Source organism: Candidatus Enterococcus moelleringii, from assembly GCF_017377575.1.
In the GTDB taxonomy this organism is placed as follows: domain Bacteria; phylum Bacillota; class Bacilli; order Lactobacillales; family Enterococcaceae; genus Enterococcus_A; species Enterococcus_A moelleringii.
Genome location: NZ_JAFREM010000004.1, coordinates 361855 through 375124, shown reverse-complemented (window position 1 = coordinate 375124; position 13270 = coordinate 361855). Strand labels below are relative to the sequence as shown.

Here is a 13270-nt window from a genome sequence, read left to right as displayed (position 1 = left end):
ACTCTCAGCTTGAATTATCATAACCAACAGCTTGCGAATTTTCAAGCGAGAGTTTCCCTTCAATAGAAAGGAAACAAAAAATGAATAAACGACAGACAGCGGTAATTCTAGTTTTGACCTTAATAGTGGCCGCAATAGGCTTTACTTCCTTTGAGTTCCTCAACGGTTTTTCAGCTGAAAAGCCGCAAACCAATCAGACTAAAAATTCGTCAGCTTTGCCAGTACCTGAAGGTGTACCAGAGGTGATCAATGTCGTGCTAGTCGGCTCAGATGCCCGGCCGGATGAAGAAAGTGGTCGATCGGACAGCTTAATGATTGGTCAATACAATCGGGAAACTAAACAGCCTAAGCTGATTTCCATCATGCGGGACTCCTACGTGGATATTCCCGGCTATGATCTGGACAAAATCAACGCCGCTTATTTTTACGGCGGCATTCCGCTGTTGCAGCAGACTTTGAAGAACAATCTAGAGGTAGAGCCGCCTTACTATCTTAGTATGACCTTCGACAATTTTGTCGATTGTATCAATGAACTTTTCCCCAAAGGTGTAACCATCGACGCCCAGGAGTCCTTCGAGTTAGACGGTGTGGAAATTCAGACCGGTAAGCAGCAAATGGACGGCAACACCTTGCTGCAATATGCCCGCTATCGTGGAGACGGTGAAGGCGATTTTGGCCGGATCAAACGCCAGCAGCAGGTGGTAGAAGCCTTGAGCCAGCAGGCCAAAGAGGTAACCACCTTAGTTAAATTGCCTAAAACCATCGGCAAACTGCTAGGCAGCATCGAAACAAATTTACCCAACAAAGTCCTAATCGCTTGTGGAATGGATTTTATCAAAGGAGATCAAAAACCAATTAAAACTTTATCGATCCCAGTAGCAGGCAGCTGGGATTACAACGATGATACTCCTTCTGGCAGCGTCTTGGAGCTGGAGTTGGAACCTAACCAAACCGCTATTCATGAGTTTCTAAAATAAAAAAAGTTCACTCGGCCAAATCAGCGGCTGAGTGAACAATTTTTTATAGTGTTATACCGCAATTCTTTTCGATTTCAGCTGTGAAGTATTCCTCCAGCTTAGCCGAAATAGGACCACGTTTGCCATCGCCAATCGTTTTTCCATCAATGGCGGTAACCGGAGTAACTTCTGCCATAATACTGGAAACAATCACTTCATCGGCATTTTTCAATTCTTCAACGGTGAAAACCCGTTCTTCTACCGGAATGTCATTTTCTCTTGCCAGCTTCAAAATGGTTTGTCGGGTAATCCCGTTTAGGATCAAGTTGTCTGCCGGATGAGTAATGAGAACGCCATCTTTTACAATCGACACATTGGAGTGGGAGCACTCTGTCACGTGATCTTCATCCCGATACAAAATCGCTTCGTCAGCACCAACTTTTGCTGCCTGATTTTTCGCCATGATGTTGCCCAGCAAATTCAAGCTCTTGATATCGCAATGCAGCCAGCGATCATCGACTGCTGTGACAGCGGTGATGCCTTTTTCAAAAGTCGCCGGATCACGAGGTCCCACCAAGGTAGTCGCCATCATCACTGCTTTGGTTTCCGACAAATACACATGATTGCGCGGTGGCTGTGTACCACGAGAAATCTGCAAATAAAGCATGCCGCTATCCAATTGATTGGCTTCGATCAGGTCATACAGCTGGGTTGCCAGTTCTTCCTGCGTATAAGGAATCGTCATATCAATTAGTTCTGCACTGCGAAATAGCCGCTGAAGGTGCTCATCAAGGGTAAATATTTTACGGTGGTAAACGCGAAATCCTTCGTAAATCCCATCACCAAATTGATACCCGCGGTCTTCGATATCTACCTTTGCTTCATTGCGATCCACCAATTGACCATTCAAAATAACCTTCATTTTTCTCCCCGCTTTCTTTTTGCTAACGCACTACCGAGCTCTTCAAGCTGCGGTATGACCAAATCCTGTGATAAATTCTAGCATCTTCAAATCATCGGCAGCAAAAACAACCGAATCACTTAGTTAGATTTTATTCATGTTTAGACCATCATAATTTAATCAAATAAAAAGGTCAATGAATCGTGCGAAAATGCCTTACGAATAGTAAGCGTGTGGCTTAAATGAACGGTAATAACTAATGTTTAGCAGGGGATTTTTCAGTGGAAATTGGCTTAAAATTAAAATTAGGTAAAAAGAGCAGAGTGCATATCATTCGTAAAATCATTTTTTCTCCCCTAAAATTAAAGTATAGGAAAAAATATATCAGGGAGAGGGTCGTATGATTGGACGGATAATTAGATGGAAACGCTTAATGGCCGGCTGGTCAATGAATGCCTTAGCCAAACGAATGCACATTACCGTGTCTCATTTATCGAACATTGAAAAAGGCAGAAGAAAGCCGTCGATTGAAATCGAGATTTGGGTGTCGGAGATTTTTAATCTACCAACTCATTTTTCTGAAGTAGAAAAAGTCGACAGCGAATGCTTCTATCCTTGGATAAAGCAAATAGTCAGCGAAGAAGATTTTGACAAGATTGCTTTGATTCGCCGCATTCAAAAGGAAAAAACGCTAACGCCTCAGCAATACTTAGCCAGCGATATTTTTGCTCACTCTTTAACAACCTTTACTAGAAAGAAGAAGCAAAAGGAAATCATGGAGTTTTTACATACTATCTATTTGAACGAGAGCTTGGATAGTGAACTTAGAAGAGCTGCTTTATTTTACCTATTAATGAATGCGCTGAATAAGAAGCAATTCGACGAAGCCGAGAAGTATGCGAATCGCTACATAGACCTGATAAAATCCGATGAGCAGGAAGAAAGAGTCTGTATGCTATTAAGACGGAGTATGATTCAATGGAATCGTGGTGTTAGAGCCGATTTGCTGCGGACCTTGACGGAAATTAAAAGTGAGATTGATCAGTTGGAGAATCCAGAAAACTTTCTGGTGGCCTGGAATTACCTTTACGGCAAGTGTATGATCTATTATGGCTTTATCGATGAGGCGGCCCATTTCTTAGAAAAAAATATCCAGCAGCCGAAGACGGAAAAACAATCGAAAGCCGTCTTGGAATTGATCAGCAAGATTCTGCTTTTCGCCTATACCGATAAGATTACGCCGGAAAAGAAATCAATCATTGCCACAATCAAACGAAATGCCGCCAACCATTGCTTTATGTTGAATGTGGTACCTTACATTTACACCATGGCCGCTTCCTTGCTTAATTTTGGCAAGACTGAAGAGGCCAAGCAGGTCGCCTCGTTAGCTGAGGAGTACCCCTTAACTAGCGAAGATTTGCCCAATCGGCAATTTTACTTGATTTTGTTAAATGCCAAGGAAGAAAATCAAGCAGTGGTAGAATGCTTGAGTGAGCAATACTTTGAAGAAGAAAGCCGGATTGCTGCCAATCCCTTCCAGGCGATGGACGTCTGCAAGCTGATGATTCAGCACTTCGAAGGAAAAAATCAGTACAAAAGCGCCTCGAAATGGGGGCACTTGGCGACGAAAATATCCACTACCTACTTTGGCACGCGAAGTCTAGCTTAGTAAAAACAATTTTCTGACAATTGAATACAACTTACTGAAAAAGTGCGCTAAAGCACTTTTTTTGTTGCGGACTATTCAAAACCGCTATATTTAGGATTGAGAGGATATAATCATTATATAACATATGGTATTTAAAAAGGGGAGGTGTCTGTTTGGAAACGAAAAAGCTATTATTACTAACAATTGAAAATTGCACCTTAGTCTGCGGCAGAAATTCAGTGGAACTCAGCGCGAAGGAATTGATGATTCTAATCAAACTGTTTGTTCGCCGCGAAAAGGCAGCCTTTGTCTCACCAGTCACCTTAAACGAAGAAATCTGGAAGGAAGAGGAGTTTCGTGGAAAACGTGACTCGCAAAAAATCCGATATTACCTGTTTCGCATGAAGAAAAAGATTAGCGACACCCTAAACATCGAAGACATTTTCTATAGCGTCCATGGCAAAGGCTACAAGCTGAATGATGCGGTTGAATTAAAGATTCAGATCGTTGAAGAGTAAATGGGTCATAAAAAGCGAAGCGGAGGGATTTCAACAAATCCTCAGCTTCGCTTTCTTAATTATTCCTTCAAATCAAACTGACTAATCTTCCGCGTTTCCTCCAAAGCAATCGAATTTCCTACCTTAAAGGTATAATTGCGAATATAATTCTTCGAGAAATACCCGGCATACAAAATATTTAATAGGAAGAGAATCGACTCTTCGGTAGAGAAGTTGCTGATTTTCTTAAAAAGCCGTTCCCGGGAAGAAATCGTCAAGACGGTGGGAATCACCTTACGAATATAATTGTCCCCCTCACTAGTTAAGCCAATCAGCATTACCCCGTTCTTCTTCATTAACGAAATAAACCGCATCGGCTCCCGACCGGCATCATTTCCCGAATAAGAAACAATAATCGCCGCATCCTTTTTCGTCAAAGAATGGGAGATCATGCCGATTTCCCCGCTTTGAATCACTTCAATGCTGCGGCCCAGCGTGGCCATCTTACGGCGAAAAACTTCTCCCAGCAAATTATTGGGACTAACTCCTAGTAAAACCACCCGTTGCGCCTTCAGTAAAATAGTCACTGCTTCGTCTAGGACATTCACATCAATTCGGTCCGCGGTATCTTGAATACTCTCGATTTGAATCGTGGCGATTTTTTGAATGATCTCGCTATAGGAATCCTCCTGATTAAAGGGCAGATTGGGATCAATATCGGAATAATGCTTTTCTTCATAATGAATTTCTTCGATTAAAGCTTGGAAAAAATCCTTCCAGCCGGCAAAGCCGAGCGATTTGCCAAAACGCACCAAAGCTGACTTGGAGGAGAAGGATTCTTTGGCAATTTTCTCCATCGAATAGCTTTGAATCTCGTTCTTATGCTCCAGCAGCAGCTCAGCAATCTGCTGCTTGGAATCCTTTTGGGTAATGGTATATTCTTCAATCTTTTGCAACAGCTTCATGGCCAACGCCTCCTTTCAAACTTCCTTATTAAGGCTAGTATAGCAAAAAAGTTTCAAATAGTTTCACTAAATCGATGGCAAATAAAGTAAAAGGTGAAACTATGGACCAGGTTCTACCGAAATCATTGAAAGCGGATACCCCTACCCGTATATTAAGAGTACGAAGCGCGCGGGAAATCATAAGGAGTGAAAGAAATGTCCGGTAAATACGAAAAATTAGCAAAAGAAATTATCGAGCTTGTTGGTGGTAAAGCAAATGTAAAAAATCTGATTCATTGTCAAACACGCTTGCGATTTGACTTAGTGGACACAAACAAAGCAGCCAAGGATCAACTTGGGCAGCTGGATGGTGTCGCAGGCGTCATCGACAGCGGCGGCCAATTCCAAGTAGTTATTGGTACTCATGTCAGTGAAGTCTATGAAGATGTCAAAGCCCAATTAGGAGAACTTGAAGAAGTTGCCGATACCGGTGATGGCAAAAAGAAAAATCTGTTGACCTTAGGAATTGAATTTATTTCGACCTCCTTTAGTCCGATTATTCCCGCCATGAGTGGTGCCGGGATGATCAAGGCACTTTTGGCTCTACTAGTATTATTCAATCTAGTTTCTAACGAAAGTCAAACCTACTATATTGTTAATTTTATGGCAGACGCGGTGTTCTATTTCTTGCCCTTTTTCCTAGCTAATACAGCTGCTCGAAAATTAAAATGTAACCCTTACTTAGCGATGGCCTTAGCCGGCGTGCTGCTGCATCCCAACTTCGCAGCCTTGATCGCGGAAGGCAATCCAGTGGAATTATTCGCAATGCCAGTTCGTTTAGTGGGATATGGCGCCAGTGTGATTCCGATTCTATTGATTGTCATTGTCCAGTCCTTTATTGAAAAATTTTTCAACCGCATCATTCCAAATGCCGTGAAGATTGTCTTTGTACCGATGTTTACCATCCTGTTAACCGGGATCGTGGCATTAGTTGCTGTGGGACCATTAGGCTCATATGTTGGTGAATTTATCGCTGCCGGCTTTAACGGCATCCGCACAGTTGCGCCATGGGCACCAGCCGTGATTGTGGGAACATTATTACCAGTGATGGTAATGTTCGGAATTCATACAAGTATTGGACCGTTGGATGTCATTCAATTAACTTCTGTCGGTTATGCCAATATCTTTGGACCTGGTGCGATGGTTTCAAACATTGCTACCGGTGTTGCATCGTTAGTTGCCAGCCGCAGAACCAAAGTCCAAAAAGAACAGCAAGTGGCAGTTTCTGCCGGAATTACAGCTTTAATGGGAATTACGGAACCAGCCTTATACGGGGTTGCTTTACCGAAGAAATATCCCTTGATCGGAACCATGATTGGTGGGGGATTAGGCGGATTGTACGCCGGAGTCAGCGGAGCGTCTCGTTTTGCCACCGGATCATCTGGTTTACCAGCGATTCCACTGTACATTGGTGAAGATATCTCTAACTTGATCAACATCCTGATCGCGATTGCCATTACCATGATTACGACAGCGATTGCCACATACTTGTTAAGCCTGCGTTTTGAAAAAGAAGAAGTTCAAGAAAAAACTACCAATTCAGTGATTGAAGTAGATTCAATTTTAATCAACAGTCCCATCAACGGGGAAATGATGCCATTGGCTGAAGTAACAGACGAAGCCTTCTCAACTGGCATGCTGGGCCAAGGGGTTGCCTTTGAACCAACAGAAGGAAAAATTGTTGCACCATTTGACGGGGAAGTGGTCAGCCTGTTCCCAACGAAACATGCGATTGGACTACGCTGCGAAAATGGCGTGGAACTATTGATTCACGTAGGGTTAAACACGGTAGAACTAAACGGTAAATATTTTGACGCGTTAGTTGCCCAAGGAGACAAAGTAACTCGCGGACAAACATTGCTAACCTTTGACTTAGACAAGATTCGGGCAGAAGGCTACACTACCCAAACACCGGTAGTAGTAACTAATACCGCCAACTATAAAGAAGTAAAATTAGACAGCTTAGGATTGAAAAATATCGACAACGTCATGTTAACGATTCAAGTATAGAGGAGCGAAAAAACTATGGGATTACCAGATAACTTTTTGTGGGGCGGCGCCACTGCTGCCAACCAAGTAGAAGGTGGCGTATTAGAAGGCGGCCGAGGGTTAGCCAATATTGACGTGCTGCCTTGCGGTCCAGATCGTAAAAAAATCGCAGCCGGCACAATGAAAATGTTAGAGTGGCAGGATGATTATTTCTATCCTGCCAAACGCTCCATCGATATGTACCACCGTTACATGGAAGACATCAAGCTCTTTGCTGAAATGGGCTTCAAGGTGTATCGCATGTCGTTGTCTTGGTCGCGGATTTTTCCAAACGGCGATGATCAAGAGCCCAACGAAGCGGGCTTGGCCTTTTACGAAGAGATTTTCAAAGAGCTGCGGAAATACAACATAGAACCCTTAGTGACTATCGCCCATTTTGATGTGCCACTGCATTTAATCAAGGAATACGGCTCTTGGCGCAACCGCAAGATGATTGATTTTTACGCTCGCTATGCCGAGACTGTTTTGAAACGCTACAAGGGCTTAGTTAACTATTGGTTGACCATCAACGAAATCAATATTTTACTGCATCAGCCCTTTGTCGGCGGTGGGATTGTCTTTGAAGAAGGGGAAAATCACGAAGAAGTGAAGTATCAAGCAGCTCATCATCAGCTGGTGGCTAGTGCTATCGCCACCAAACTGGCTCATGAGATCGATCCGAAAAATCAAGTAGGCTGTATGCTGGCTGGCGGGAATCACTATCCATATACCTGTCGTCCGGAAGACTACAAAGAAGCGATCGACCGGGATCGAGAAGGCTATTTCTTCATCGATGTGCAGGCTCGTGGGAAATACCCGAATTATGCCTTGAAGAAATTTGAGCGGGAGGGCTTGAACATTGTGAACGAGCCAGAGGATGTGGAAGCCTTGGCCTCTGCACCAGTGGACTTTGTGTCCTTCTCTTACTATTCTTCTCGGACAGTCAGTGCCCACTCCGAGGATTATGAACAAACCACCGGCAACGTTTTTGCCACCATCAAGAACCCGAACCTGGCTTCCAGCGAATGGGGCTGGCAAATTGATCCGATGGGACTAAGAAACGCCTTGAACCAAATGTACGATCGCTACCAAAAACCCTTATTTATCGTGGAAAACGGCTTAGGAGCGGTGGATCAGCCGGACGAAAACGGCTTTGTGGACGATGAATACCGGATTGACTACCTGCGTCAGCACATTGAAGCCTTCACAGACGCGGTGGAAATCGACGGAATCGAACTGTTAGGCTACACTACTTGGGGCTGTGTCGATCTAGTCGCTGCCAGCACCGGGCAAATGAGCAAACGCTACGGCTTTATCCATGTGGATTGCGACGATGAAGGCAACGGTACCTTAGAACGTACCAAGAAAAAATCCTTCTACTGGTACAAAAAAGTCATTGAAACCAATGGTGAAGATTTAACTAGTGAAAACTTAGCAATACCTGAAAAACAAGCAGTCGGTTAAAGGAATCTATACTCGGTGGAAGGACAAACTCTTACCGAGTATAGATTTTTTCTATTGACTTAGAGTTCACTCGAAGGCGTAGACTAGGCTTATCAAAAGAAAAGAGGAATGTACATGGACTACGTAAAATTTGGCAATACCGGTATGGAGGTTTCCCAGCTTTGTTTAGGTACGATGGGCTTTGGTGATCCCAACAGCGGCTTCCACGAATGGGTTCTGCAAGAAGACGAAAGCCGTCCCGTGATCAAAAAAGCCTTGGATTTAGGCATTAACTTTTTCGATACTGCCAATATTTATTCCTACGGCGAGAGTGAACAGATTTTAGGAACAGTTTTGAAGGAATACGCCAACCGTGACGAAATCGTAGTAGCAACGAAACTATTTTCCACCATGAAAAAGACACCAAACAGCGGCGGTTTGTCACGGAAAGCTATTTTCCACGAAATCGATCAAAGCTTAGAGCGCCTGCAAATGGACTACGTAGATTTATACATCATTCATCGCTGGGACTACAACACCCCGATTGAAGAAACAATGGAGGCTCTTCACGATCTAGTCAAATCCGGCAAGGTTCGCTATATCGGCGCGTCAGCCATGTACGCTTGGCAGTTCGCTAAAGCGCAGGCTGTCGCTGACAAAAACGGCTGGACCAAATTTGTTTCCATGCAAAATCACTTGAATTTGTTGTATCGGGAAGAAGAACGGGAAATGCTGCCGCTATGTGAAGATCAAAAGGTTGCGGTGACGCCTTATAGCCCCTTAGCTGCCGGACGTTTGACTCGTGATTGGGAAGCCACTACCAAACGTTTCTTAACCGATACTGTCGCTAAATCAAAATACGATAAGACTGCTGACCAAGACAAGTTGATTGTGGAACGAGTGGCAGAAATTGCTGAAAAACGTCAGGTCAAACGGGCCCAAGTGGCTTTAGCCTGGCTGCTGCAAAAAGAAGCAGTGGTGGCACCAATCATCGGTGCCACCAAAGAAAGCCATCTGCTGGATGCATTACCGGCGCTGGAATTAAAGCTGACTGCTGAAGAAGTACAATACCTGGAAGAACCTTATTTACCTCACCAAGTTGTGGGTGCGATCTAAGTAATTCGTGCTACTATATAATAGTAGAAACACGAAAAGAGGCGGAGTATGGAAATTCGATTGTTGCGCTATTTTTGGACAGTAGCAGAAGAAAAAAATATATCAAAGGCGGCTAAGCTGTTAAATATCACCCAGCCTACCTTGAGTCGCCAAATGAAGGAGCTGGAGGAATCCACGGGTGTGCCCCTATTTCATCGGGAGCGCAATCAGCTTTCCTTAACCGAAGACGGGATCTTTTTAAAAGAGCGGGCAGAAGAAATTCTGATGTTAAACGATAAGCTGGACCAGGCTTTTTTGGATCAAAAGAAGAAGCAGCTAAGCGGCACCTTCACCATCGGCTGTGTGGAGGCGGACAATTCCGACACATTATCTATGATGATCGAAGAATTAATCAGCGATTATCCCCAGGTGCGCTTTAATCTGGTAACAGGAACCAGCGACGATATTTTGGATCGTTTAGACAAAGGAATTTTGGACTTGGCGCTTTTACTGGAGCCCATCGATATGAGTACTTACGACTACTTGGTGCTTCCCCGGCAAGAACGCTGGGGCTTGCTGGTTTCCAAAGAGACCTTTTTAGCCCAGAAGGAGACCCTTGCACCAGCTGATTTAAAAGGAATTCCCGTGTTAAGCTCCAATCGCAAGGAGGTCCAGGAATTGATTGCTAATTGGTTGGGCTCTCCCTTTGAAGAACTGAATGTCGTTGGTACCTATAATCTGATTTTTAACATTTTTTCTTTAGTGGAAAATCGCGTCGGTTCCGCTTTAGCCATCGAAGGGGCCACCGCCTACCGCAACACGGAACAGTTCAAGTTTGTCCCCTTAGAGCCTGAATTGAAAACTCATTGTGTGCTGGTCTGGAAGCGCCGAATTCATACTCCAGTGGTGGAAGAGCTGATCCAACGCTTCAAACATGCCTTCCAGGCATAGGACTATGATTCAATAAGCATTAGACGAATACCTCACTAAGCTGTAGGATGAACTTATCATCTTACAGCTTTTTACAATGATTAAAAATATAAGTTTTCGCAATTGAATAAGCGTTATAGCTACAGTACTAGTGTCTGGCTTCGCAAATCGAACAAATTTGCGAAGCCTTTCTCAAAAAGGAGGTGCACCATGAAAGCAGTCATCTATTTTTCCCGCAAAGGGGAGAACTTTGTTGGCGGAAGTATTCAAGAGCTGACCGTAGGCAACACAGAAGCAGCCGCTAAAAAAATCGCAGACGAATTAAATTGTCCAGCATTCGAAATCACCCCAGTGATCCCGTATCCCAATAATTATCAAGAGACCACCAAACTGGCGGAAGCAGAACACCAGCAGCAGCTAACAGTCGAGTATACAGTTGAAGACTTAGACTTAAGTCGTTATCAGACGATCTTTTTAGGCTATCCCAACTGGTGGGGTGGTCTGCCGCAAATCGTTGTTTCTTTTCTAAAAGCCAACGATTGGACCGGCAAAACCATCCATCCATTTTGTACCCACGAAGGCAGCGGGATGGGCAGCAGTGTTCAAGAGCTGCAAAAATTATGTCCGCAAGCAACTATCGAAACAGGTTTGCCGATTCGCGGTTCTCGCGTCGATCGAGCTGACAAAGCCATCAACAACTGGCTAATAAACGAAAAATAATGGAGGAATTTATAATGGCAAAACACGAAGAAGTAAAAAATGGAGTTATCTTTCCTATCGGAGAAACAAACGACGCCTATGCTCAATATTTTGTAGGCCAAAGCTATTTAAAAACACTAATTGCTGATCCAGAGGTTAATGTAGGGGTGGGCAACGTGACCTTTGAACCCGGCTGCCGCAACAACTGGCACATTCATCATGACGGCTTTCAATTGTTATTGGTAACCGGCGGCGAAGGCTGGTACCAAGAAGACGGCAAATCGGCCCAATTCTTAACAGCGGGCGACGTAATCGTTACCCACGGTGGTGTAAAACATTGGCATGGTGCGGCTAAAGACAGCTGGTTTGAACACATCGCTATTACAGCTGGCAGACCAGAATGGTTGGAACCAGTAACTGACGAAATTTACGACCAACTTGAAGGAGGAAAATAATCATGGCAAAACAAACAGCAGGAAGAGACAACTTAGGGGAATTCGCACCACAATTTGCAGCATTAAACGATGATGTATTATTCGGAGAAGTTTGGGATCGGGAAGATCAACTATCGGCTCACGACCGCAGCATGATTACTTGTTCCGCGTTACTAGCAATGGGTGCTCCCCAACTAGAAGCACACTTGAATATTGCCAAACAAAACGGCGTAACCAAAGACGAAATCGTAGAATTAATTACTCACATCGCTTTTTATGCTGGATGGCCGAAAGCTTGGTCAGCCTTCAACATGGCCAAAGAAATTTTTGGTGAATAAATTTAGAAAATGTGGCGCTTCGGTGCCGCATTTTTCTATGCAATATAATCAATAGTAAGCTTTAGGAGGAATCATGCATAAATTAACTAAAACAGCATTACTATCAGTCTCGCTGCTGGTAGTATCCGGCGGAGCAATTGCTGGAAATATCCCGGCCATCATGGAAAGCTATCCTACCGTCAATGGCACCTTAATCGAGCTGCTAACCACCATTCCGTCACTTTTTATTATCTTAACGATTCTGGTCAGTCATAAAATTGCCCGCAAAATCGGCTACAAGCAAACCGTTCAACTGGGGATTTTCCTTGTATTTATTGCTGGAATTTTACCAGTATTTACGCAATCATTTTTACTGCTTTTTCTTAGTCGTGTTTTCTTCGGTATTGGAATTGGTTTGTTCAATCCGCTGTTGTATTCATTGGCTGGAAACCTGTATAAAAACAGAGAACTGGCAACAGTGATTGGCTTGCAAAGCTCCTTTGAAGGAATTGGCGGGATGCTGATTACTTTCTCGGTAGGACAGCTGCTGATCATGAATTGGCGAATATCCTTTTTAGCCTATGGCATTGCTTTGCCGGTGTTGCTGCTATTTTCACTTTTCGTACCGGCCGTTAAGCCGAAAATGCCTGAAAAAAATCCGACAGCTCCTAAAGAAAAAATCAGCCGTGCCGTTTGGGGCTATGTCGGGCTGCTGATTTTAGTAGTGACCGTCTATATGTCTGTAACGGTGAAAATCACGTCGCTTCTATTAGACAAGGGCATTGGTGGTGCAACTGCCGGCAGCAACCTAATTGCATTAGTCGGATTAGGTGCGATGCTGGCCGGGATTCTTTTCGGCCGTTTGGTGATTGTCACAAAAAAATGGACGCTGTCATTAGCCTTTGTAGGCTTGGCCGCATCCATGTTTCTAACAGCTTTTGCGCCAAACATCATCGTAGCTTCGATTGCTGCGGTCCTTTGCGGTTTGGCCTTCCGTACCTTCATTCCTTATCTGTTCAATGAAGTGAACCAGCAATCTGACAATGCGGAAAAAAGTACGTCAATTCTGCTGATGGCTTTCAATTTAGGGGCAGCCTTTGCGCCGATTACCATTGCCGTTTTCCAACAGCTGCTTCCAGTGTTAAATCAGCAAGGCTTATTTATCGGTGAAGGGATTCTGATGCTGATTCTAGCAGCTGGTGCCAGTCTTACGAATAAGAAATTCAACATACTTGATCGGGCAGCGGAATAGTCAGCTGTTGGGTCAAGTTATTTTTTTCACAAACAAAGTGTAAGATTAAAAATTCCTGTGGATTAC

General features: G+C 43.9%; 13 protein-coding genes. 11 read left to right on the top strand and 2 right to left on the bottom strand.

Annotated features, from left to right (window positions below):
- Positions 1 to 80: 80 nt before the first annotated feature.
- Complete coding sequence (locus JZO70_RS03605; protein WP_207672163.1) at positions 81 to 977, top strand: LCP family protein; 897 nt, start codon at positions 81 to 83, stop codon at positions 975 to 977.
- 43 nt (positions 978 to 1020) lie between these two features.
- Here the strand turns inward: JZO70_RS03605 and dat are convergent, their stop codons facing one another.
- Entirely contained in the window at positions 1021 to 1878 is an 858-nt protein-coding gene (gene dat, locus JZO70_RS03600; protein WP_207672162.1) for a D-amino-acid transaminase, read from the bottom strand.
- A 379-nt stretch (positions 1879 to 2257) separates the two neighbouring features.
- Between dat and JZO70_RS03595 the strand changes: the two genes are divergently transcribed.
- Both JZO70_RS03595 and JZO70_RS03590 read left to right on the top strand, forming a co-directional pair.
- Positions 2258 to 3526 carry a helix-turn-helix domain-containing protein gene (locus JZO70_RS03595; protein ID WP_207672161.1) on the top strand — a complete coding sequence of 423 codons (1269 nt, stop codon included), beginning with the start codon at positions 2258 to 2260 and terminating at the stop codon, positions 3524 to 3526.
- Positions 3527 to 3678: 152 nt separating this feature from the next.
- On the top strand, positions 3679 to 4023 hold the full coding sequence (locus JZO70_RS03590; RefSeq protein WP_207672160.1) for a winged helix-turn-helix domain-containing protein: 345 nt from the start codon (positions 3679 to 3681) through the stop codon (positions 4021 to 4023).
- A gap of 59 nt (positions 4024 to 4082) precedes the next feature.
- Here JZO70_RS03590 and JZO70_RS03585 read toward each other — a convergent pair whose 3' ends face one another.
- Complete coding sequence (locus tag JZO70_RS03585) at positions 4083 to 4967, bottom strand: MurR/RpiR family transcriptional regulator (RefSeq protein ID WP_207672159.1); 885 nt, start codon at positions 4965 to 4967, stop codon at positions 4083 to 4085.
- A gap of 195 nt (positions 4968 to 5162) precedes the next feature.
- On the opposite strand from JZO70_RS03585, the gene JZO70_RS03580 reads away from it, so the two are divergent.
- From JZO70_RS03580 to JZO70_RS03545, 8 genes are all read left to right on the top strand, one after another.
- Positions 5163 to 7016, top strand: coding sequence for a beta-glucoside-specific PTS transporter subunit IIABC (locus JZO70_RS03580; RefSeq protein WP_207672158.1), 1854 nt, complete (start codon positions 5163 to 5165; stop codon positions 7014 to 7016).
- A gap of 15 nt (positions 7017 to 7031) precedes the next feature.
- Positions 7032 to 8498 (top strand): 6-phospho-beta-glucosidase, encoded by a 1467-nt coding sequence (locus JZO70_RS03575; RefSeq protein ID WP_207672157.1) that lies wholly within the window; start codon positions 7032 to 7034, stop codon positions 8496 to 8498.
- A 114-nt stretch (positions 8499 to 8612) separates the two neighbouring features.
- Positions 8613 to 9593 carry an aldo/keto reductase gene (locus tag JZO70_RS03570; protein WP_207672156.1) on the top strand — a complete coding sequence of 327 codons (981 nt, stop codon included), beginning with the start codon at positions 8613 to 8615 and terminating at the stop codon, positions 9591 to 9593.
- A gap of 48 nt (positions 9594 to 9641) precedes the next feature.
- The gene (locus JZO70_RS03565) at positions 9642 to 10523 is read left to right on the top strand and encodes a LysR family transcriptional regulator (RefSeq protein WP_207672155.1); all 882 of its coding nucleotides are present in this window, start codon (positions 9642 to 9644) and stop codon (positions 10521 to 10523) included.
- Positions 10524 to 10712: 189 nt separating this feature from the next.
- Complete coding sequence (locus JZO70_RS03560) at positions 10713 to 11222, top strand: flavodoxin (RefSeq protein ID WP_207672154.1); 510 nt, start codon at positions 10713 to 10715, stop codon at positions 11220 to 11222.
- Positions 11223 to 11236: 14 nt separating this feature from the next.
- Positions 11237 to 11656 (top strand): cupin domain-containing protein, encoded by a 420-nt coding sequence (locus JZO70_RS03555; RefSeq protein WP_207672153.1) that lies wholly within the window; start codon positions 11237 to 11239, stop codon positions 11654 to 11656.
- A gap of 2 nt (positions 11657 to 11658) precedes the next feature.
- Positions 11659 to 11973, top strand: coding sequence for a carboxymuconolactone decarboxylase family protein (locus tag JZO70_RS03550; protein WP_207672152.1), 315 nt, complete (start codon positions 11659 to 11661; stop codon positions 11971 to 11973).
- A 73-nt stretch (positions 11974 to 12046) separates the two neighbouring features.
- Positions 12047 to 13204: an MFS transporter gene (locus JZO70_RS03545; RefSeq protein ID WP_207672151.1), complete on the top strand. Its 1158-nt coding sequence runs from the start codon at positions 12047 to 12049 to the stop codon at positions 13202 to 13204.
- Positions 13205 to 13270 lie beyond the last annotated feature (66 nt).